At 33.2% G+C, this 22,424-nt stretch carries 19 protein-coding genes and 1 tRNA gene; 5 read left to right on the forward strand and 15 right to left on the reverse strand.

The window, feature by feature from the left end; all coding sequences use genetic code 11:
• Nucleotides 1–356: 356 nt before the first annotated feature.
• The 4 genes from BX659_RS16500 (at nt 357) to BX659_RS16515 (ending at nt 2,146) form a co-directional block, all read left to right on the forward strand.
• On the forward strand, nt 357–572 hold the full coding sequence (locus BX659_RS16500) for an alpha/beta-type small acid-soluble spore protein (protein ID WP_097019350.1): 216 nt from the start codon (nt 357–359) through the stop codon (nt 570–572).
• Between the two features lie 74 nt (nt 573–646).
• Complete coding sequence (locus BX659_RS16505) at nt 647–964, forward strand: alpha/beta-type small acid-soluble spore protein (RefSeq protein ID WP_097019352.1); 318 nt, start codon at nt 647–649, stop codon at nt 962–964.
• A gap of 53 nt (nt 965–1,017) precedes the next feature.
• A complete protein-coding gene (locus BX659_RS16510; RefSeq protein ID WP_097019353.1) occupies nt 1,018–1,233 on the forward strand; it encodes an alpha/beta-type small acid-soluble spore protein in 216 nt (71 codons plus the stop codon).
• A gap of 103 nt (nt 1,234–1,336) precedes the next feature.
• Entirely contained in the window at nt 1,337–2,146 is an 810-nt protein-coding gene (locus BX659_RS16515; RefSeq protein WP_097019354.1) for a CAP domain-containing protein, read from the forward strand.
• Nucleotides 2,147–2,244: 98 nt separating this feature from the next.
• On the opposite strand, the gene BX659_RS16520 is transcribed toward BX659_RS16515, so the two are convergent.
• The 10 genes from BX659_RS16520 to nadD form a co-directional block, all read right to left on the reverse strand.
• Nucleotides 2,245–4,587 (reverse strand): DNA internalization-related competence protein ComEC/Rec2, encoded by a 2,343-nt coding sequence (locus tag BX659_RS16520; protein ID WP_097019355.1) that lies wholly within the window; start codon nt 4,585–4,587, stop codon nt 2,245–2,247.
• Nucleotides 4,577–5,209: a helix-hairpin-helix domain-containing protein gene (locus BX659_RS16525; RefSeq protein WP_097019356.1), complete on the reverse strand. Its 633-nt coding sequence runs from the start codon at nt 5,207–5,209 to the stop codon at nt 4,577–4,579. Before BX659_RS16525 ends, BX659_RS16520 begins: the two co-directional genes overlap by 11 nt.
• Before the next feature lie 275 nt (nt 5,210–5,484).
• Nucleotides 5,485–7,041: a hypothetical protein gene (locus BX659_RS16530; protein ID WP_097019357.1), complete on the reverse strand. Its 1,557-nt coding sequence runs from the start codon at nt 7,039–7,041 to the stop codon at nt 5,485–5,487.
• Between the two features lie 76 nt (nt 7,042–7,117).
• A complete protein-coding gene (gene leuS / locus BX659_RS16535) occupies nt 7,118–9,592 on the reverse strand; it encodes a leucine--tRNA ligase (RefSeq protein WP_097019358.1) in 2,475 nt (824 codons plus the stop codon).
• 196 nt (nt 9,593–9,788) lie between these two features.
• Nucleotides 9,789–9,864: transfer RNA gene (locus BX659_RS16540), tRNA-Ala, on the reverse strand.
• Between the two features lie 266 nt (nt 9,865–10,130).
• Complete coding sequence (gene rsfS, locus BX659_RS16545) at nt 10,131–10,475, reverse strand: ribosome silencing factor (protein ID WP_172432001.1); 345 nt, start codon at nt 10,473–10,475, stop codon at nt 10,131–10,133.
• A 67-nt stretch (nt 10,476–10,542) separates the two neighbouring features.
• On the reverse strand, nt 10,543–11,754 hold the full coding sequence (locus BX659_RS16550; protein WP_097019360.1) for an LCP family protein: 1,212 nt from the start codon (nt 11,752–11,754) through the stop codon (nt 10,543–10,545).
• 110 nt (nt 11,755–11,864) lie between these two features.
• Nucleotides 11,865–12,428 carry a bis(5'-nucleosyl)-tetraphosphatase (symmetrical) YqeK gene (gene yqeK / locus BX659_RS16555; protein WP_253250809.1) on the reverse strand — a complete coding sequence of 188 codons (564 nt, stop codon included), beginning with the start codon at nt 12,426–12,428 and terminating at the stop codon, nt 11,865–11,867.
• Nucleotides 12,429–12,851: 423 nt separating this feature from the next.
• Complete coding sequence (locus BX659_RS16560) at nt 12,852–14,435, reverse strand: DEAD/DEAH box helicase (RefSeq protein WP_097019361.1); 1,584 nt, start codon at nt 14,433–14,435, stop codon at nt 12,852–12,854.
• A 624-nt stretch (nt 14,436–15,059) separates the two neighbouring features.
• Nucleotides 15,060–15,665: a nicotinate-nucleotide adenylyltransferase gene (nadD, locus tag BX659_RS16565; RefSeq protein WP_097019362.1), complete on the reverse strand. Its 606-nt coding sequence runs from the start codon at nt 15,663–15,665 to the stop codon at nt 15,060–15,062.
• A 361-nt stretch (nt 15,666–16,026) separates the two neighbouring features.
• Between nadD and BX659_RS16570 the strand changes: the two genes are divergently transcribed.
• A complete protein-coding gene (locus BX659_RS16570; RefSeq protein ID WP_097019363.1) occupies nt 16,027–16,554 on the forward strand; it encodes a hypothetical protein in 528 nt (175 codons plus the stop codon).
• A gap of 16 nt (nt 16,555–16,570) precedes the next feature.
• Here the strand turns inward: BX659_RS16570 and BX659_RS16575 are convergent, their stop codons facing one another.
• The 5 genes from BX659_RS16575 to BX659_RS16595 form a co-directional block, all read right to left on the reverse strand.
• The gene (locus tag BX659_RS16575; protein WP_097019364.1) at nt 16,571–18,277 is read right to left on the reverse strand and encodes an alpha/beta hydrolase; all 1,707 of its coding nucleotides are present in this window, start codon (nt 18,275–18,277) and stop codon (nt 16,571–16,573) included.
• Between the two features lie 201 nt (nt 18,278–18,478).
• Nucleotides 18,479–19,078, reverse strand: a complete 600-nt coding sequence (locus BX659_RS16580) for an HAD-IA family hydrolase (RefSeq protein ID WP_097019365.1) — start codon at nt 19,076–19,078, stop codon at nt 18,479–18,481.
• A 394-nt stretch (nt 19,079–19,472) separates the two neighbouring features.
• Nucleotides 19,473–19,931 carry a flavodoxin gene (locus BX659_RS16585; protein WP_097019366.1) on the reverse strand — a complete coding sequence of 153 codons (459 nt, stop codon included), beginning with the start codon at nt 19,929–19,931 and terminating at the stop codon, nt 19,473–19,475.
• A 319-nt stretch (nt 19,932–20,250) separates the two neighbouring features.
• Entirely contained in the window at nt 20,251–20,919 is a 669-nt protein-coding gene (locus BX659_RS16590; RefSeq protein ID WP_097019367.1) for a potassium channel family protein, read from the reverse strand.
• A 2-nt stretch (nt 20,920–20,921) separates the two neighbouring features.
• Complete coding sequence (locus BX659_RS16595; RefSeq protein WP_308871189.1) at nt 20,922–22,400, reverse strand: TrkH family potassium uptake protein; 1,479 nt, start codon at nt 22,398–22,400, stop codon at nt 20,922–20,924.
• Between the last annotated feature and the right edge of the window lie 24 nt (nt 22,401–22,424).

A 22,424-nucleotide genomic window follows, 5' to 3' on the forward strand; every position in this document is an offset into this window, starting at 1 on the left:
TAGTTTTTATTGACTATGATTATTATCTCTAGGATTTAGGTGTCTGACTTTGTTATTTTTAGGTAAATGTTTTATCTGATTTTTGTAAAGTGGTGTTCCATAATAAATGTACTATTAATTTATAAATTAATATAATATACTTTAAATTTCTTGTTTTAAGTCATTAAATAAGTATTTATCTTGTTCTGCTTCTCTTTATTTATGTGTTATTAGTCTTAAGTTGTGGCTAATAGTTCTTTTTTACTATCTATATATAATTTTTATTATTATTTTGTTTTTTAGATAAAAATTGCTAGTATATCATCAAAACAAAGAACACACAATAAGAGTACAAAGTTAAAAAGGAGGTGACAAAGATGAGCATTCGAAATAACAGTAACAGAGTTTTAAATCCAATGGCTGTTCAAGCTTTGGACAAGTTCAAATTAGAAGCTGCTCAAGAATTAAATGTTTCTAACGAGTATAAATCTGGATACTGGGGTAACATCACTTCTCGCGAATGTGGTAGTGTTGGTGGACAGATGGTTAAAAAGATGATCCAAGCTTATGAAGATCAATTAGCTGGTCAATAATCACCAATTTTATACTCCAATAGATTTACCAAAATCAAAATTACAACAAACTAATTAAAAGGAGCTGATAAGTTATGAGTATTCGTAATAACAGTAATAGAGTTTTAAATCCAATGGCTATGCAAGCTTTAGATAAATTCAAATTAGAAGCTGCTACTGAGTTGAATATTTCCAATGAGTATAAATCTGGATATTGGGGTAACATCACTTCTCGTGAATGTGGTAGTGTTGGTGGTCAAATGGTTAAAAAGATGATCCAAGCTTATGAAGACCAATTGGCTAATGGTGCTGGAGCTACTAATACTTCTGCTATCCAAAATGCTACTACTAATGATAACAACAATAATTACAATCTAGCTGCTAAAGCTGGTAACTTCGTTCCTCAAGGATAATCACACTACTAAATCACATCAATAACTATACTATTAAAAGGAGCTGATAAGTTATGAGTATTCGTAATAACAGTAATAGAGTTTTAAATCCAATGGCTATGCAAGCTTTAGATAAATTTAAACAAGAAGCTGCTACTGAGTTAAATATCTCCAATGAGTATAAATCTGGATACTGGGGTAACATCACTTCTCGTGAATGTGGTAGTGTTGGTGGTCAAATGGTTAAAAAGATGATTCAAGCTTATGAAGACCAATTAGCTGGTCAATAATTGATGACTCTTTAAACTCATACAACTAAATATAGCAAATGAGCGATGCTATCATCGCTCATTTAATTTTATAAAAAATAAAATTGAAAGGAAGAAATCTCTAATGAAAAGAATAAAATATATTATTTTGATGGGTATTCTAGTCAGTGGATTATTTTTAAATACTAATCCTGTAACTGCTCAAAATAGAAATGTATATACCGTACAAAAAGGTGATACTATCTGGTCAATATCTCAAAAATATCAAGCTAACTTTATGGATACTCTCAATATGAATAAACATTTTGAAGATCCTGATATGATTTATCCTGGAGATAAGGTTTATATACCTAATCCTAACAGAGCTAGATTACAAGATTTAAGAGAAAGACTGACTAGATATAGAAGACCAGAAGCTCAAGAACCTGAAATGGACAATAACAATATGGAACAACCACAAACACCTCAGGAAGATATGGATATGCCTGAAGATACACCACAACAAGAGACTCCTCAACAAGATCAAGCTCCAGTAGCAGATGCAAGTATCAGTGCTCTTGAACAAGAAGTAGTTAAATTAGTAAATGTAGAGAGACAAAAACAGGGATTACAGCCCTATAAACATAATTCCCAAGTCTCTAGTATTGCAAGGCGTAAATCAGAAGATATGCGTGATAAAAACTACTTCAGCCATCAATCTCCAACTTATGGTTCTCCTTTTGAGATGTTAGATCAGTTTGGAGTACAATTTACTGCTGCTGGTGAGAATATTGCCAAAGGACAAAAGACAGCTCAAGCAGTAATGAATAGCTGGATGAACTCTCCTGGACACCGCAAAAACATTCTAAGTGAAAAGTTCACTGAAATTGGTGTTGGTTTAGCTAAAGATGCAAATGGAACAACTTATTGGACACAAATGTTTATTAGACCTTAAAGGCAGTAATTAGTAATGAGTGACGAGTAAAGAGATAAGATTATTACTCGTCATTCTTCACTAAAAACTTCAATTTGATCTACATAGCAATCTACCTTCTATTGATTTAACAAAAATTCCTCATATCTATAGCTATGCCCATCTGTCCAAAGGGTAACTGCTCCAGAATAATCTGTTCTTAACACCTTTATCCCTCTTGCCTTAAACCTATTGACTACCTCTCTGCTCGGATGTCCATAATTATTCTTTCCAACTGAAATAACAGCTAAAGCTGGATTGATTTTATCAATAAAGCCTATAGAGCTTGAAGTATTACTCCCATGGTGTCCCACCTTTAAAATTGTACTACTAAGATTAGCACTACTAGCTAGTAATCTCTCTTCTCCTTCTATTTCCAAATCACCAGTGAATAGCACTTTAAAGTTTTTATAAATTAATCTTAACACTAAAGAGTTATTATTGGCTGGACTCTCACTAACTAGTGGCAAACTAGGAGCCAAAACTTTAAAGTTAACTTGGGAAACTCTGATATTATCTCCTCTACATAATTTAGTGACCTTTATTTCCTTATCTTCTGCTAACTTGAAGAACTCTCTTGATAATTCATCTTCTTCTAGAATTGGCGGATAGAATATTCTATCCACCTTAAATTCCTTAATCAATTCGATGATTCCACCTACATGATCAGCATGAAAATGGGAGATAAAGGCCATATCTAGCCTCCTAATACCTCTAGACCTCAAATATTCTCTAATCTCTTTCCCATCTTTTCCACCATCTATTAAAATTTTCTGATGGGATGGAGTCTCTAGATAGATTCCATCAGCACTTCCAACAGATAAGAAGATTATATTCAGACCATTAAGATCACCAAAGCCTAATTGTATAATCAATAACAAAATCGTAGTCAAAATAATAACTTTACTATGTAATTTATAATTCTTACTGTAAGGGATTAGTCTAGGCTTTAAAACTTTAACTAAAGAATAAATAATAAGGTAGTAAAGAACTATAGTAAGTATAGTTGGCTTTCCTACTAATAAAGTAGTAATAAAGGTATCTGCTATCAAGTTAACTATCTTTAAAACCAGACATAATATCACTTTAATTATAATAGCCAATAATTTGGCAATAATAACTACCCTCATTAGAGCAGCTAAAACAAAAAAGACACCTATCCATAAAACTAAGCTAATTAAAGGCATAATCAGTAGATTGCTCAATACACTCAATAAAGAAATTTCATAAAAATAATAGCTCAATAACGGCAATAGTCCTAGTTGTGCTGCTAAAGAGCCTGAAATCAAATTATTCAATTTATCATTCTTGATTGGCAGATAACTAGAGATAACAGGAGTCAAAAAGCTAATCGCCACCACTGCCCCAAAGGAAAGCTGAAAACTGACTGTGAAGAGGCTAAAGGGGTTGATCAAGAGAATAATAATTCCCACACCAGCTAATAGATTATACATATCTATTCTTCTCTCCAGATAATTTCCTAATAATACTAAAAAGATAAGTAGTACAGCCCGCAAGCTAGGTAATTGACAACCTGTAATAATTAAGTAAGAGCTTAAAAAAATAAGGTTAAATATTAGATTCAACCTTTTAGAAAAATTTAGCCTTTTTCCAATTAGATAGAGTAGATAACTTAGCAGACCAATATGAAATCCCGAGATAACTAATAAGTGACTTAAACCAAGTCTTCTGAAATTATCCTCTATTCTATCAGGTAATAGTGACTTATCACCTAAGAGTAATGCTTCTAAGATATAATTATATGGTTGATAAAAATACCTCTGAATTAAAGATTTAATCTCCTCTCTTAACTTGAATAGACTCCTCATGATAAAGTTAGCCCTATTAGCTACCACTCTAAGCTCTTCATAACTATTAACCTTTGCAACTCCATAAATACCTTGTTGCTTTAAATAATTGCGATAAGAGAATCCCCCTGGGTTATGTTGAGCATCAGCCAGCTCTAGTCTAGTATCTAGCTCGATGATATCCCCATATCCTAACTTAGGGTCTATCTTATAAGCCGACAATAGTATCTCTTTATCGCTATAAATACCCCTATCAGTAATCCTAATATCAGTAAGGAGATACTCCTTGCTATAGCCTTTATCACTTGCTTTTAGAACCTTAGCTACTAATTTAACCTTATCGCCTATTACTGCTCCTAATTTATCATTCTCCCAGTTTAATTCTACAGACTGTAGATAAACAAATCCCAATAAGAAGATTATAAAATAAACTATAGCCCTAACCTTTGATGATTTTTGTTTCCAAAGATAACTCGCTATTAATACTAAAATAATAACTACTCCCTCTAATAGATTTAGATAAGTAAAATCTATTGGGAGATAACTTGCTACAATCAACCCCAGTACCAATAAAATAAAAATCTCTACTAAAGGACGACGGACTTTAATAAGCAATCTGACTTTTGAGCTTTTCCAAAGTCTTAGGCCCTATTCCAGGAACATTAGTTAATTCTTCTACACTACTAAAGCCCCCCTGCTGTTTTCTATATTCAATAATCTTTTCAGCTGTCGAAGGTCCTACCCCTTTTAGTTGTTCTAATCTCTCTTTACTAGCAGTATTGATATTTACCTTATTAGTAGCCTGAGGAGATAGCAAGTGAGAAGTTTCTTCAATGGCTTTATTAGCTGGTATGATAACCTTCTGACCATCCTTGACCTCATCAACTAAATTGACACTATCTAAGTTAGCCTCTGCACTAACTCCTCCTGCCTTTTTTAATAATTGATAGATTCTCTCTCCTACTTGGCATTTATAGACACCTGGATTTTGTACAGCTCCACCTAGCTGTACTATCAAAATATCAGCTCTTTTAGATTCCTCTTTCTGATAGTTAACTTTACCCTCTATCCTTTCTACCTGACTAAGCACTTCTTCTTTGGCAGAACTTCTTTCAATTTGAATAGCATCTTCAGTGTTAAAATCATTATTTTTGAAGAATAATAACAGAGTAGCCAGAATAATCGCAACAATCAGCAGCAATAAGATATAATCTTCTCTCTTACGAATCCTGAGCATCTCTTCACCTCCTGATTGCTTATTGTTAACTTTTAATATATTTTTATACCAGTTATACTATAAAAAAAGAGCAACCCTTTGATGGCTGCCCTTAAAAATATAAATGTATGAATTTAAAGTGAGAATTTAAAGTGAGAATTAAAATAAAAAATAGACCTTTAGGAGGTAGGCGGGTAGGGGTTAGGAAAATCCAACTACCTAACCACCCAATCCCTAATTGTCTAATAAAAAAGTGTCACAATATAAATATAAAACATCATATTTATAATTAAATCCTATAACTCAAACAACCGTAAAGTATCAGCTATCTCTCGATACTTTTTAGAGATAGTAACACTACTAACATCATACTTTTGAGCAACCTCCTCTTGAGTAAAATCATATCCTCTAAGGTCACTGATAATATACTCAACAGCACCTGCCCAACTCTTATCTCTACCCCTTATCATCTCTACAGACTTCTTATAATCTCTCCATAACAACAGAGCTTCATTAACTTCATTTATATCATAAAAATCATCCATAGTCTCTACTAATAATCTCTCTACACCATCTTGAGCCTCAAAATCCTCCTCTTGCTTATATAGGTCTATTAAATTTTGTAGTCTCAAAATCGCTTCTAGTTCCTGAGAATCCTCGCCAAGCCCCTCAACATGAATCTGTAACAACTCTAAAAATAAGTTAAGCTGTTGCCTTCCTTTAAAACTACTTAAAAGCTCAAAAATATTATCACCTTCTAAGCTATCATCAAAGTCTATTGGTAAACTCTCCAAAATATTCTCTAACATCTCAAAAGGAATATCATTATCTTTATCTATATTCAAAATTCGTTCTTTATCATAAATAACCGAAAAGCTCAACATATTCTTAATTATCTCTTTACCTTCTTCAAATTTTTCTAAAATATCTGAATGGAATAACATCTTCTTATCATCAATTATGAATCTACCATAAATCCTATAATCATAACCTTCACCATCAATTGGCTCTTCTGAAATCCAAACTAAAAAGTCAAGTCCACCTTCTGAAGAGTCATATTCTATATTGGGGTGGGATGATAACTTATTTATCACCAAATTCTTAGACTGTACCTTGTAGGTTGCTTCATATAATTTATTAGGATAGTATTCCTCCTCTGGGAAGTTCAATAAGTCCTCCTCTATTGAGTTCTCTATATCATTTAGCAGATAAAAGATCTCCAAACCATTACTTTTGAAGAACTTCTTTAGTAACTCCTCTTCGCTAAATTCTCCTTCTAAAGACTCTCGATAGTTACTAATTCTATTATTAACCTCTTCTATAATTAATTCTCTAGCATCACCAGGCAAGATATTAAAAGGACCTACTGGCTGACATTCCTCTCCTATCTTAGCCAATCTAGCAATCATAATATTGCCCACCTGAATAATATCATCATAGTCTTTATCTAAGGTTTCTAAAGATAATACTAATCTTTTTTTAGTATAAAAATCATAAAGTAAATAAGCATAATTATCATCAATATCTACTACTTGATAAATACCCAAGGATAAATTCAATAACTCCTCTAAAATCTCTTCCTCCTCTATAGATAGAGTAGACTTCTCCTGCTTGAAAAGTTGGATAACCGTCTTATTATCTCTTATAGGATAATCAAATAAAGCCGTAGTCAGAAAGAAATCATGCTCTGCTCTAGATAGCTCTTCTAAAAAGACATAACCAAGCCTTTTAATAAAATTATTAAGCACTGGTCGTATCTTCTCAGCATAGCCCTTTGAACTAAAAAACTCCAATAACTCATCAATTAAAACCATATTAGCATATTCATAACTTCCTTGTGATTGATTCCTCATCTTATTCTCTCCTTATACACTTTCATAAAAATACTAAAAAGCTTACACCTAGCAGGTGCAAGCTTTAATAATCATTCTACTTGACAACAATATTGACCAATCTCTTAGGAACAACAATCTCCTTGATAATAGTCTTGCCTTCAAGATACTCTTGTACCTTATCTTGTTCCTTAACAATTCTCTTTAACTCTTCAGGGTCAATATCAGCTGCAACTTCTACCTTATCCCTTACCTTACCATTAACCTGGACAACTATTGTAATTTCATCCTTCTTAGTAGCCTCTTCATCATACTCTGGCCAACTTTGTAGATGAACACTCTCCTGATATCCTAGCTCTGACCATAACTCCTCAGTCATATGTGGTGCAAAAGGAGCTAATAATAGGATAACAGTCTCTACAACCTCTCTATATAATGAATAATTTACCTCTTCACTATCAATTTCATTTAAATACTTATAAGCAGCATTAACCAATTCCATAATTGAACTGATAGCAGTATTGAACTGTTGACGCTCTGCAACATCTACAGTTACACTCCTAATCGCTACATGTAACTGACGGTGTAGCTCTTTTTCCAGCTTATTATTTAATGAATAGTCACCAGTAGCTACTTTTAAGTCATTAATATGCTCAGATACCAATCTCCAGACACGATTTAAGAATCGTTCAGCACCTTCTACTCCCTCGTCACTCCAATCTAAATCTCTCTCTGGTGGAGCAGCAAATAGAATAAATAACCTAGCTACATCAGCACCATGATTCTCCAAGATCTCCATAGGATCAACGATATTCCCCTTAGACTTTGACATCTTAGCACCATCTAATAAGACCATCCCTTGAGTCAATAGGTTGTCAAAAGGCTCTTTATAATCAACCAATCCTTGGTCACTCATAAATTTCATAAAGAATCTTGCATAAAGTAAATGTAAGATTGCATGTTCAATTCCACCAATATACTGGTCAACATTCATCCAGTAATTAGCTCTATCCTTATCAACAATCTTATCAGCTAACTCTGGACAAGTATATCTCATATAGTACCAAGAAGAGTCAACAAAGGTATCCATTGTATCTACTTCACGTTTAGCAGCTTTACCACACTTAGGACAAGTAGTATTAACAAATTCCTCTACATTGGCTAGTGGTGATTGACCTTGCCCTGTAAACTTTACATTAGTAGGTAATTCAACTGGTAAATCCTTCTCTGGTACTGGTACAACCCCACAATCATCACAATAAATCATTGGAATTGGAGTACCCCAATATCTTTGGCGAGAGATTAACCAATCTCTTAAACGATAATTAACCTCTTTTTTACCAATACCCTCTGCTTCTAAGTGAGCAACAATCTTAGTAAAAGCCTCTTTAAAGCTCAATCCATTTAAGAAATCAGAGTTAACAACCTTTCCTTTCTCTGTATAGGCTTCAGTCAAGTCTGCTCCCTTTAACTCTTTTTCCCCTTGCACTACAACCTTAATTTCTAAATCATACTTCTTAGCAAATTCAAAGTCACGTTGGTCATGGGCAGGTACTGCCATAATAGCACCAGTTCCATATCCCATTAGTACATAATTGGCAATCATAACTGGAATCTCTTCATCAGTTAGCGGATTGATAGCTTTAATTCCTGTATCTACACCTAACTTTTCTGCATCAGAACCAGTTCTCTCTTCTTCATCTTGCTCCTTCATTTTAGCAATAAAACTCATAACTTCCTCTTCTTTATCAGTACCAACTACTAGCTTCTTAACCAATGGATGCTCAGGAGCCAATACCATATATGTAGCACCAAAGATAGTATCAGGGCGAGTAGTAAAGACCTCTATCTGTTCATCACTATCCTTTATCTTGAATTTAATTTGAGCCCCTTCACTGCGACCAATCCAGTTATTCTGCATCGTCTTAACTCGGTCTGGCCAATTTTTTAATAATTTATGATCATTTAATAGCTCCTCTGCATAATCAGTAATCTTGAAGAACCATTGCTCTAAATCCTTATCTATTACCTCGCTATCACAACGCTCACACTCTCCATTAACTACCTGCTCATTAGCAAGGACTGTTTGACAGCTTGGGCACCAGTTAACATTAGCCTTCTGCTTATAAGCCAGACCTTTCTTATATAATTCTAAGAATAACCATTGAGTCCATTTATAATAATCAGGATGGCAAGTAGCTACCTCTCTATCCCAATCATAGCTTAAGCCTAGCATCTTAAACTGCTTTCTCATATTAGCGATATTATCCCAAGTCCAACTATTAGGATGAATACCATGCTTGATTGCTGCATTCTCAGCAGGCAACCCAAAGGAATCCCAGCCCATTGGATGTAAGACATTATACCCTTCCATTCTTTTATAGCGGGCAAAGACATCACCTAAAGAGTAATTTCTGACATGCCCCATATGTAAATTCCCAGATGGATAAGGAAACATCTCTAAAACATAATATTTAGGCGCATTAATAACTTCACTCTTATATAGTTGAGTATCTTCCCAACTCTGTTGCCATTTTGGCTCAACATTTTTGTAATCATATCTTCCTTTCATCAACTTAACCTCCTGTTTTTAGTTAATAATGATTAATACCTGATAGTTAAAAAATTTATATTATGTACTTGATAATATCAGCTATACAATGTGATTTTATATTAATACACAAAAAACCCTCACCCCTAATAAAGATAAGCTCTTTAGTAGGGACGAGAGTTTCTCGCGGTACCACCCTATTTGGTATATTAAAGATTGGTGGAGATAACCGGGCTCGAACCGGTGACCTCTACACTGCCAGTGTAGCGCTCTCCCAACTGAGCTATATCCCCAAAACCATATACATACCCACTTTATAGAACAAGATAACGGTTGTCAACCGTATAGACTACTACTACTTCACCTATATAGCTCCGAGGCGAGTTCAGTTTACACCTACTACTCCTCTTCTATGCCATAAAGCAATATTTAACTACAATTATTATAGATTAATCAATAATTTTTGTCAAGGGAAAATATTGTTAGAACTGAGTCTAAAATCAAGTATGAGTCTAAGCTTAAGTCTAAGTAGACATTAAACTTAGACTTAGATTTAAACTTAATTCTGCCAATTAACCTCAGTAGCATCTCCCCATAACTTCTCTAATTGATAATGTTCTCTTTCATTTTTATGGAAGACATGAACAATCACATCGGCATAATCTAAAACAGCCCATCTTCCTTCATCGATACCTTCTTTATTTTTAACATAGATGCCTTCCTCTTCAAGGACATCTTCAACGGAATTGATAATAGCTCTAACTTGGGTATCGGCTGCTCCACTACAGATAATAAAGTAATCTGCTAAGATAGAGACTCCTCTCATATCTAAAACCTTAATATCTTCTGCCTTCTTATCATCTGCAGCTTCAGCAACCTTTTTTGCTAACTCTTCTGTGTTGATTTCCTTCACTATATGACCTCCTAATAAATCTATATAATATCCTTTTATTAAAGTATTTATTCTATATTTAACTAACAATTCCTTGTTTTGCTCTAATATGGTCTATATCCTGACCGATAATTATCTTAATCTCTGATTCTTCTCCTACAACTAATTGACTCTTGAGATAATTAGATAAATCCTCTAGATTAGCTAATTGATTTTGAGGAGCAACAATTGTAGTCTGAGAATAATCAAAACGATCAGCATTTCCTATTCTCTTAATAGAATAACCCTGCTGCTCTAGTAAATCAGCAAAATCATTGGCTACACCTTGCTGACCATTACCATTTAGAATAACCAATTGTAACTCTTTATGATTCAAATAAGATTTATCTCTGATTAAAGTATTGACTAATACTCTAGTCTCCTCTTTATGGGGTAGCCAATAGCTAACTCCATCAATATATTTAGGCTCTCCTGGCAACATTGCCATCTCAATCTCTTCTAAACTGAAATTAGGGATAAAAGATGCTAACTTTAACATCTTACTCAAACCCAAGTTGGTCTTAACATTCTGGCTAAAATCTTTAACCAACTCTGGAACTTTAAATAGAGTCTTAACATCTAAAATTTTATCTAATGCTGCCTTTAAGAACTTCTGTTGCCTTTGAATTCTACCTAAATCACCTAAAGCATCATGTCTAAAGCGTACATAAGATAGGGCATCTTCACCAGATAACTTAGTCTTCCCAGCTTTCAAATCAATATAGAGATTATCAGCCTGATCTACATAATGAAGATCCTTCTCTATCTCTAATTCAATACCTCCTAAAGTATTGACCATATCGATAAAGCCCTGATAATCCACCTCTAAATAATGGTCAATCTCAATCTGTAATAAATTTTCTATACTCCTTTGAGTCAACTCTACCCCATCATAAGAGTAAGCAGCATTGATCTTATTATAACTATTACGATCAGCCAACTTTACCCTTGTATCTCTAGGAATAGAGATAATTCCTACCTTCTGCTCTGTTAAATCGATACTAGCAACCATGATAGTATCTGCCCGAGTATGACCTTTATATTTTGAGTCAGAACCTAAAAGGAGAATATTAAGCTTATCATCTAATTGACTCTCCTTTGCTATAGGAATTGAATTATTCTCATTAGACTCTTCTATATTAGTAGATTTACTTAACATAAAACTAAAAGTTAATAGACCTGCCCCTACAACTACCAAACAGATGACTACAGCCAACAGAACAAATTTTGTCACCTTATTTTTTAGGGACATAATCCCACTTCCTCTCTAATTTTGAGGGCAGTAATCAGTGATGCATAACGAGCAATGAGGAGAAGTTCAATAGAATAATCAATTTTAGATTACTTAGCACTCACTAGCTATCAATTACTAATCAATGAATTCCTCAACTCAACACTCTGAGGATGAATAACTCTACCCTCTTCTAAATTATATTTAAGTGTATTCTCACAAGCCAATCTTACAGCTTCATCTAATGACTTATCTTTTATAGACTCTCTTAACTGATTAATTGCTTCACAGTCCCTATTGGGCTCAATATAATCTGCTAAGAATATAATCTTATCTAAAGTAGTCATATCTTTATGGCCTAAAGTATGCAAAGAGATTGCATTTAAAATATCTACATCATCAATCCCAAACTCCCTTTTGGCAATCTCAGCACCTATAGGAGCATGCAATAAAGTAGGAACTCTTTTATAAATATCATCTATCACTATACCAAACTCCTCTGCTCTTTGCAATAGGAGATTATTGGATATTCTCTTAGCACAATCATGTAATAACCCTGCCCACCTTGCTTTCTCAACATCAACATCATACTTTTTAGCAAGGTCAATAGCAGTGTCCCGTACTCCTAGGGTATGCTTTAATCGCTTCTCACCAATCATTGTTGATAGCTTTTCTATTGCTTGATTTTCAGTCAATTGTTCTTCCCTCCTTACAAAGATAACACTTTTTAATTTTGCCTTCTTGGATATTTAAAATCTAATACTCATATTTATATCCTTAACCATAAATTTTTAAATCAGGTTTCGCCTAATGGCGACCTACCTTTTTTCCATAGATAAAAAAGTAGGCAAAAAATCATTACAAGCAGGAAAAACGCTAATACTACTTATTAATTTTTTCTGCTATCATCTAAATTTTATAATTTATAATAAATTTCTATTTGATACCATATACCGCTTACTTTTCCAAAAAAACCAAAACAAACTCAATAATTATTCAATAACCTAAATTTATATAATTGATATTATAATAAGAAGTTGCCAATTGGCAACTTCTTATTAGGTATTTATATAATATTTTAAAATCTCTACTCGTCACTAGTTACTCATTACTGAACTTTATCTTGGATTAGCTGGTTCTATATCTATCGTCTTACCTTTGATAGTATTGTTCTTCATAACATTGATAACTTCACCAGCATATTCTCTTGGCACCTCTACAAAGGTAAATCCATCAAAGATATCAATCAATCCAACCAAATCTCCAGAGATACTAGTCTCTCCAGCAATTGCTCCTAGAATGTCAGCAGGGCTAATCTTCTGCTTCTTACCGATATTGATAAATAACCTAACCATTCCAGGCTCAGCACCAGTATCACCAAAGTCTTCAACTTCTGCTTCTTCTTTATTATTATCATTTTCAATTAATAACTTTAATAAAGCTGCTGCTACATCAATTGAAGTATACTCTTCCTCAATTAAATTTTCAATCATCTTAATCTCTTTAGATAGCTTTTCGCCCTCTAAAATACCAAAAACATCCTCTAAAAGTAACTTCATCTTAATCTCTTCTACATCACTAGCTGATGGTACATGCATTCTCTCGATTCTAGTCTTTGTATACTTTTCAATTCTCTTTAACTTATAAATCTCTTTACCTGACACGAAAGTAAAGGCACGACCTGTTCTACCAGCACGACCTGTTCTACCGATTCTATGAACATAGTACTCCTCATCTTGAGGAAGATCATAATTGAATACCAACTCTATATCATCGATATCAATACCTCTTGCTGCTACGTCAGTGGCTACTAAGATTTCTACAGTACCACCTTTAAATTTGCTCATAACTCTATCTCTCTGTGGTTGATTAAGTCCACCATGTAATCCGTCTACAAAGTAACCACGAGCTTGTAACTGGATTACAAGTTCATCAACTTGTCTTCTAGTATTACAAAAGATTATAGAGAGTTTAGGACTATAAATATCAATTAAACGTGTTGTAATTTCTAACTTATTTCTCTTCTTAACTTCAAAGTATCCTTGTTCTATATTTGGCACAGTTAATTTCTTATGTACCACCTTAACTAGTTGAGGATTCTTTTGATACTTCTTTCTTAAATCTAAGATAGGTTTAGGCATAGTAGCAGAGAAGAAGATTGTCTGTCTCTCCCCTTCGATACCTTCTAGAATTGTCTCGATGTCATCTCTAAATCCCATATTTAACATTTCATCGGCTTCATCTAAGATAATCATCTTTAAATTATCTAATTTTAAAGTACGGCGTCTCATATGATCCATCACTCGTCCAGGTGTTCCAATTACAATCTGCACACCTTTTTTCAGAGCTTTAATCTGACGATTAATAGACTGTCCACCATATATCGGTACAATCTTGACCTGCCTTTTATACTTTGCAAGCCTCTTTAACTCTTCAGCTACTTGAATAGCTAATTCTCTTGTAGGACATAAAATAAGTGATTGGACACTCTTATCATTCTCATCAACATTCTCTAAAGCAGGAATTCCAAAAGCAGCAGTCTTACCTGTACCAGTTTGAGCTTGCCCAATTACATCTCTTCCAGATAATATATGAGGAATAGACTGTGTCTGAATTGGAGTAGCCTCTTCAAACCCCATATCCTCAACTGCTTTTCTTATCTCCTCAGATAAGTTTAATTCATCAAATCTCTTTGTTTCCATATAATTATTACACTTCCTTTTCTGTTAGTCAGCTTCCTTATGATATATATATAATATGTGCATCTGATAATAAATAGTTGCATAAATAATAATTTTTCAGTAACTATCTTAATCATCATTAAGCCCAATTATCTCAGCTAAATTCATTAAGGAAAACTAAATAGCCAACTACACTATACACTTATACTGCTAACACACTGAATTTATGTATTAGCATTCAATCTCATAGAGTTCTTATAAGAATACCCCTCTATATGTAGCTTTATTATAAAGACATATAAAATCTCAAACCTATCTTTATTATGAAATTACCTGAAATAAATAGTGTTCATGAAGTCTACTAAGCTATATATCAACTTAAAAACCAACTGTTATTATTTTTAGCGTTCTCCTTTATCATAACATAAATATAATTTTTTTCAATTAATTTATAGATTCACCAGTAAAATTAATAGCTATTCCACAATTTTTGCGATTATAAGTGGCATCAAACCCAAATTATGACTAAGCAAGTTTGGATAGTACTAAAAAATTTAAATATTTTACTCATTGCTCGTCACTCTTACCACGAATCCTGTAGACTGTTCGTGAAGGAAAAATCCCCAATCGAATTTTTCCTATCCACTATTTATATAAATTATGCTTTTTAATATACATCTCTACTGTCTCTGGCAATTGATATTTAATTGGTCTCCCTTGAATTATTCTCTCTCTAATATCTGTTGAAGAGATTGCTAAACCAGGAATCTCTAATGGATGTATACTGTTAAGATGAGAATCATAAATACCCTGCCCCAACTCTGACAAACAATAGCCAGGTCTTGTGGCAGCAATAAACTCAGCCTCTTGCAACAACTCTTCAGGATCCTTCCAAGTAAATATCTCTAAAATTGCATCAGAACCAGTAATAAAGTAAATTTTAGCTTCTGGATATAGACTTTTAAACTCCCTAACTGTATCTATTGTATAAGACAAGCCGACCCTATCAATCTCCATTCTAGAGACTCTAAACTTAGGATTACTCATAATCGCTAACATACACATCAAATACCTATCTTCAGCATCGGTAATTCTCTTCTCTACCTTATGTGGTGGATTACCTGATGGCACAAAGATCACCTCATCTAGATTATATTGATAGGCTGCACACTCTGCTGTCAATAAATGTCCATTATGAATTGGGTCGAAGGTACCACCCATAATTCCAATTATCTTCTCCTTCTTCTCCATTACTTCACTCCCAATCTATATCTAAGAATTAACAAAGATCCGTTAAATAAACTTAAAGCAGCATAATACAACTATTATCTTATACTAAGATTCAAATATCCTCAAGGGGATAACTTAAATATTTAGCTCTAAAATCTGAATATAGTGTTATAGATAGATAATACGACACTTTTTAATAGCCACTAGCTACTGGCTACTAGCCTCTAGCTTTATAAGTTCTTAGCTAATAGCCAAAGGCTAGAAACTAGTAGCTAAAGTGTCGCAATATACCCATTAACTATCACTTCAAAATCAAACTCACCTTCTCTTTAAATATTTTCACTTGATTTTGGATAAAATTTTAATTAAGGGAGGAAGTAAAATGCTTAAAATCAAAAAAAGACCTTTATCACTCATAGAACAGGAAGAGAAGCTTTTAGAGTTTGAAAGTCTATATTATCAGTTGCCAAAGCCAGAATATATTCCCGATAGATTATACCACTTTATTAATGAGGATAATCCAGTAGCAATCACAGAGGCTATAGAGACAATCAAACAAGAGGGGTTAAAGAATGCTAAAAACCCCAGAGATATCACTAATTTTATCGATGATAAAGTTCAAAGACCTCTAGGAATCTACTTCTGGGGTGAACCAGTTAACCAAGATATCCATATAGAAATAAATATCAATAAACTAAACTTAAATAAATTATATGCTTTTCCACACCTTATTGCTGATAGCATCTTGCAATTAAATGAAGATTACTCTGTACCAGAAGAATTTTGGGATAAGGTCAGAGAGATTGCAGTTGCTATCCCCTTTGAAGACTATCAAGGACAATTCCAAGCTGAATATATCTATACTGCTAATATACCCAAAAAACTGATAGAGATAAGAAAGAGCAACTGATTTAAATCAGTTGCTCTTAAAATTCTTCCTCGATAGATAGATTATTAAGCCTTACTTTAGTTCCTTTTATTCCCAAGATAGATAAATACTTACCTGTCTCTGTACTAAAGTCAACCTTAGCTATCCCCTTATTATTTAGATATATATTCAGTTTATTATCTTTAGCTATAAGTTTAATGCTCTTCATTGGTATTAAATCACCAATCCCTTTATGGTATAACTCTTCACCACCATCACCAAAGATAGTAATTAATCTCTGTTGACTATCAATCATTAGAGTATATTTTTGCTCTCCAGAGAATACTAAAGCAAAGGGAGCATCACTTAGTAACTCTAATTTACTTTCAAAGTTAAAACTACTGAATTGATAGTGGCTAAGCTTAACAAAGCTACTATCTTTAAAAGTAATTTGATAACTTCCATCACCTTGCTCAGTTACTATACTTTCATTATTTTCTATTTCAAAATAATTGGGATATTGCCCAGCAAAGTCCTCCTTAATTGCCAAGCTATCAACCCCATTAGCAGAGTGTTTATCAGATAAGATGTATTCTAAACCTTGAGCAATATTCTCCCTCCAATTGCCCCAATCATTACCATCTAAATTGATTTCAGCTTTATATTGATAACCAGCTTCCTTCAACCTTTTAATCATTTTAAAGTTATTAATCTGCTGCTGTTCATTAGCAAATTTACCCCAATGTAGATAAAAACGGATATTCTCTTGTGGATTATCTGTTAATAGTTTAATACTCTGTTCAGATAATAAAGGGGATTGACCAAGATAACTAGTAACTATCCCATTATCATCTAAGATAGTATCCAGGGCTAATTCTGCAAAGATATCATATCCTATCAATACCCTCTTATTTGCATCAGCTAGAGTAGAATATTCTCCATCAACATAAGCAATTATTCTTTTAATAAGATGACTAGTTATTTCATCTTCAGAGGATAAATCTTTAGAATCGATAAAAACTCCAATGACTTGATCGATCTTATTTTTAGCAGTCATCTTATCAAGGGTATTAGTAATATCTCCATATTTTAAATACTTATCGCCACCTAGAAAATATAGTACTGGGTATCCCTTGCTAGGGTTTTCTTCATAATCTGCTGGTAAGTAGATAGATACCTCTATCTCTCCAATTATTTTTTTATTGAGATGACCCTTCTTTATCTCTAAATCACCTTTCCAATATCCCTGACTATGATATTTGGGCATAATCACTTGACTATTAAGTCCAAAAACACCATTTATTATAGTATTATTATTAAGTGGGTCATTTTTTAGCTCTCTATCTACCATAAATTTATAATCAAAGCGTGAACCTGCTGGAGCCTTAAGGTGAAGATAATACAAACTCGTATCAGCTAATTGCTCCAATTTTATCTTTTTCCAGTTGCTTAAATCACTTATAAAGGCTATATCCTTCTCTTTAGACTCTGCCCTATAGAGAAAGATAATATTATTATCTTGAATTAGAGGAAAATTCCCTACTCCAATTCTCTTTATCAGCTTATCAATCTCCTTTTCTTTCTTGCTAATACTTGATATATTATCTATCTTATTTTTAAATTTATCAAACTCTTGGAGTAAATCAAGATTACTAAGGCTAGGATTATTACTTACTGTGGCTTTTGAAGTACTACTTTCAGATTTACAAGCCACTAACGAAAATGCCAATAACAATGATAAAAAGAATATTAAAACTCTTTTCATTTGCTTTAGTCAACTTATATTTAAATCTAGCTATCACTAAATAATTCCAATCAACATCTGCTTTTATAGCTATTCTTCTCTTTTATAAGTTGACCTTTGTCACCTGCCTCTCTTTTATAATTAGATTTAATGTTATAAATCTAATAAGATCTTTACTCTTCCCTAACTTCTAAAAAACGATTTCATATTATTACTAAACCCTTAAAACAGCTCTAAGTTCTTCAACTCTTCTTCCAATTTCAGAGTATCTTTAAACTTTATGACTTTAATACCTAATTCTTTTGCAGATTCTAAACTCCTATCATTATTATCTATATAAAGGCACTCTTTACCTTCAACTTTAAACTTCTTTAGTGCATATTTATAGATTTCTATATCAGGCTTACAAAATCCTACTTGATAGGAGTTAATAACTTCATCAAATAATCCCAGTAAATCCAATTCTACTAATTTATAATACAATCGCCCAATATCATTGGTAATCAAAGCCACCTTGAGATTCCCTTTTAATTTCAAGATTATCTCTCTAACTTCTTCTCTAACAAGCTCAGCATGATAATATTCATCGACAAATCTTCTTAAATCTTCAATCATTACATTATCTACAGACTTAGCAAGATAAACAATAAACTCATCTAGCGTCAACTGTCCCTTTAATAATAAGAAATACTCCTCTCCAAATATCTTATCACGCAGTTGAGCTAAATTCCAGCCATACTCACTACCATATTTAATCAGTACATCATCAAATTTGGTCTCTGTAACCACTCCACCTAAATCAAATAATATTACTTTAATCATTCTCTATATCACTCCAAAATAATTTATTCATAAACCGACTAGAATCAATATAATATTATATTGATTCTAGATAATTATCCTCTATCCTTTAAATAAAAAATAAGACTATAGAATCTTCTATAGTCTTATTTTTTATTTACCATATTTTTAGTTTATTCAACAATTTAGATTTTAACAATAGAATCATTTTACAAGCAAATCTAATAATAATTAATAATATATCAAAAATTGCTATATAACGATGAAGATTTCATATTTTAAATTTTAAAAGCAAAAGAACAAAAAAGAATAATTTTTTGCCACAAATCACACGAATTCACACAAATAATTTCAAAAGTTATTCATTAAATTAATTTTTAATCTCTGATTGGTGTTAATTCCTCTCTAAATTAATTTAAAGCTGACTACATAACTGGTCTAAATAAACATTACAGGTAGTAATATCATTAGCTTTAATAGCAGTTCTACCAATAATCTTAGTACCTGATTTAGCTAACATCCTTTCTAAGACTTCAAAGACCTGCCCTTCACTTCCTCCCATTGTGGCTAATAAGTATACCTCTTTTCCATTAAAGTTAAACTGATTAACAAAACGGCGTACTGCTGGAGGTATCTTGCCTGCCCATACAGGGGTGATTAGACAGATAATCTCACTATCACCTTGGTGAAAGTTGATATCAGATTCTTTATCCCTAAAGGCATAATATCCACCTTTAAACCAACCAACTAATCCTTTAAAACCTTCTCCTTTATCAGCAATACGATATAAGTTTGAATCTATCCTATCAGATAGCCTTTCAGCTACCTGTTCACAATTTCCCGTTCTAGAATAATAATAGATATCTACCTTCATAGTTATAAGCCCCCTTTTTAGCAAAGATTATATCGGCAATAAGCTACTTTAATGTTACGTTAAATAAGTAAACTTTATTCAACAATTATGTTAACTTTTTGTTAAATATAGTGATTATCCTTTAATCCCCTACTAAATGTTAGAAATAAGAGGCTAATTAAGGCTTAAGATATATTATCTGCTAAAGCTATATTGCAACACTTTGAGATTAAGTCTAATTAAATCATTAAAACAGTGTTTTATATTTGACTCAATCTTAATCTTAGACTTAAAATGTTGCAATAACTCTCTACTCTATCACTATTTACACTAGAACCTATTATTTAAGCAAGACTTTAGCAGCTTGGGTGATGTTCTCTGATGTTCCTACTAAGAATAACTGGCTTAATTCCTTGACCTTGGTATTTCCATGGGGAATAATCAGTCTATCCTCCTGTTGATCAAAAATCCCCGAAATTAGGATATGCTCTGGAAACCCCTTAGCTTTAACAATTTCAGAGATACTCCTACCATCACACCAAGAGCCCTTTGGTATTGTTAAAACAGATATCTCAGCTTTACCACCACTTAGAGAATAGACCTTTCTAATATCTGGCTGTTCAATATCAAGAACAAACTCTTCTACCAATAAGTCCATAACACCAGCAATGCTAGTGGCTCCTGCCAATTTGTACGCGCTCTTATACTCAGGGTCTCTCATTCTAACCATTATCTGCTTTGCATTATAATTCTTAGCTAGTAGTGCAAAAGCCAAATTATCAGCATCATTTCTCATAACCCCAACGGCAATATCACAGCGTTTAATCCCAGCCTCCTTAAGGACATTGATATTTGTAGCATTCCCACAGATACTGACAGCACCATACTGGGAGTAAACCCGCTCACACATCTCTCTATCTAAATCGATTACCACTACATCATGGTTCTCAGTTAATCTTCTAGTCAAATTTCTACCAACTACACCTGCACCAGCAATCACAATATACATATCTAATCCCTCCAAGCTCCTTTATTAAATATCACAAAAATTGGTAATATCTCTAATCTTCCTGCTAACATAGCAATAATATATGTAATCTTTATCCCATCTGATAAACCCTGCATCTTAGCTACACTGAAATAAAAAGGTCCAATATTACCTAAGGCTGAGAAAATACCAGAAAAAGCATTCCAAGGCTCTAAATCTGAAAAGATGGCTGTAATTGCTCCACCAATTAAAATCAATAGCAGCCACCCAAAAACAAGTGCTACAATTCTAAAGATTTCACTATCTGGTATTACATTCTTATCTACTACAACTGGCAAAACAGCACGTTCAGGATAATAGACCTTCTTTATCTCCCGCTTAAATAGCTTATTTAAAATTGCTACTCTAATTAATTTAATACCACCAGAGGTTGAACCAACACAACCTCCAAGCAACATTAAAATCAATAACAGCTGCTTTGCCAAAGCAGGAAAGAAGACTGAATTGATATCTTCAGTAGCATAGCCTGTTGTGGTTATAACTGATACTACTTGGAATAAGGTCTTACGAATTACCTCTTCCAACTTCACAAAAGCAAAAGGAAATTGGATATAGTGATCTAAGATAATTAAAGAGCTTATTCCAGCAATTATCCCCCAGAAATACTTCATCTCAATCCCTTCCCAGAGCTCACTTATCTTTCCAGTCAATACCTTATAATGTACCAAGAAATTAATTCCACCCAGTGTCATAAATAAAATGATAATATACTCTATAGCCTGATAATAAGTATAACCAGCCTGCTTAAAATAAGCTATACTCTGATCATAATTGGAGAAACCTCCAGTTGACAAAGTAGTAAAGGAATGGGTTAGAGCATCAAAAAAGTTTAAGCCTAATACCTTCAAGATAAGTACCTCTATTACAGTAAAACCTATATAAATCCCCCATAAAATTTTAATTGTCTTAAAGATATTTGGTACTGGGCGAGACATATTTATCTTATGGCTTTCAGCTGTAAATAACTGGAACAAGCCAGATTGTCCACGGAAAGTAACTACAAGAAAGAAGGTCAAGAAACCAAGACCACCAAACCATTGAATTAAGCAGCGCCAAAATAGAATAGACTTAGGCATTTGGCTTAGTCCTGAAAAGACTGTAATTCCAGTAGTAGTAAAGCCACTTACCGTCTCAAATAGGGTATCTATATAAGAGTAATCTAAAGCTAAATAAAAAGGAATTGCTCCTATCATAGAGATTACAATCCACCCTAAAGCACAGACCAACATCCCTGTAGAAGGAGAGATATCATCTTCACGGGCTTTAAACCTAGTTGCTAATCCCATCAGCAAAGAGAATATAGCCGGAATCAGATAAGCTTTAAGCAGACCATCTCGATAAATTGTGCTCACAATAATTGGAATAAACAATACCACTCCTAAGAGCACCAACAAAGAGCCTAAGAGACTTATTATCGTCTTTAGCTTTGAATTTTTCAACATATTTTTCCTCCTTTCTTAACATAA

The sequence above is a fragment of the Orenia metallireducens genome (genome assembly GCF_003001995.1).
GTDB lineage: Bacteria > Bacillota > Halanaerobiia > Halobacteroidales > Halobacteroidaceae > Orenia > Orenia metallireducens_B.

Excerpts from the sequence above, each read along its gene's own strand:
- BX659_RS16580 (WP_097019365.1), bottom strand. The coding sequence starts at position 19,078 with ATGATTAAAGTAATATTATTTGATTTAGGTGGAGTGGTTACAGAGACC.
- BX659_RS16590 (WP_097019367.1), bottom strand. The coding sequence starts at position 20,919 with ATGTATATTGTGATTGCTGGTGCAGGTGTAGTTGGTAGAAATTTGACT.
- nadD (WP_097019362.1), bottom strand. The coding sequence starts at position 15,665 with ATGGAGAAGAAGGAGAAGATAATTGGAATTATGGGTGGTACCTTCGAC.
- BX659_RS16585 (WP_097019366.1), bottom strand. The coding sequence starts at position 19,931 with ATGAAGGTAGATATCTATTATTATTCTAGAACGGGAAATTGTGAACAG.
- BX659_RS16575 (WP_097019364.1), bottom strand. The coding sequence starts at position 18,277 with ATGAAAAGAGTTTTAATATTCTTTTTATCATTGTTATTGGCATTTTCG.
- BX659_RS16510 (WP_097019353.1), top strand. The coding sequence starts at position 1,018 with ATGAGTATTCGTAATAACAGTAATAGAGTTTTAAATCCAATGGCTATG.
- BX659_RS16530 (WP_097019357.1), bottom strand. The coding sequence starts at position 7,041 with ATGAGGAATCAATCACAAGGAAGTTATGAATATGCTAATATGGTTTTA.
- BX659_RS16570 (WP_097019363.1), top strand. The coding sequence starts at position 16,027 with ATGCTTAAAATCAAAAAAAGACCTTTATCACTCATAGAACAGGAAGAG.
- BX659_RS16550 (WP_097019360.1), bottom strand. The coding sequence starts at position 11,754 with ATGTCCCTAAAAAATAAGGTGACAAAATTTGTTCTGTTGGCTGTAGTC.
- BX659_RS16505 (WP_097019352.1), top strand. The coding sequence starts at position 647 with ATGAGTATTCGTAATAACAGTAATAGAGTTTTAAATCCAATGGCTATG.
- leuS (WP_097019358.1), bottom strand. The coding sequence starts at position 9,592 with ATGAAAGGAAGATATGATTACAAAAATGTTGAGCCAAAATGGCAACAG.
- BX659_RS16595 (WP_308871189.1), bottom strand. The coding sequence starts at position 22,400 with ATGTTGAAAAATTCAAAGCTAAAGACGATAATAAGTCTCTTAGGCTCT.
- BX659_RS16525 (WP_097019356.1), bottom strand. The coding sequence starts at position 5,209 with ATGCTCAGGATTCGTAAGAGAGAAGATTATATCTTATTGCTGCTGATT.
- BX659_RS16500 (WP_097019350.1), top strand. The coding sequence starts at position 357 with ATGAGCATTCGAAATAACAGTAACAGAGTTTTAAATCCAATGGCTGTT.
- BX659_RS16560 (WP_097019361.1), bottom strand. The coding sequence starts at position 14,435 with ATGGAAACAAAGAGATTTGATGAATTAAACTTATCTGAGGAGATAAGA.
- BX659_RS16515 (WP_097019354.1), top strand. The coding sequence starts at position 1,337 with ATGAAAAGAATAAAATATATTATTTTGATGGGTATTCTAGTCAGTGGA.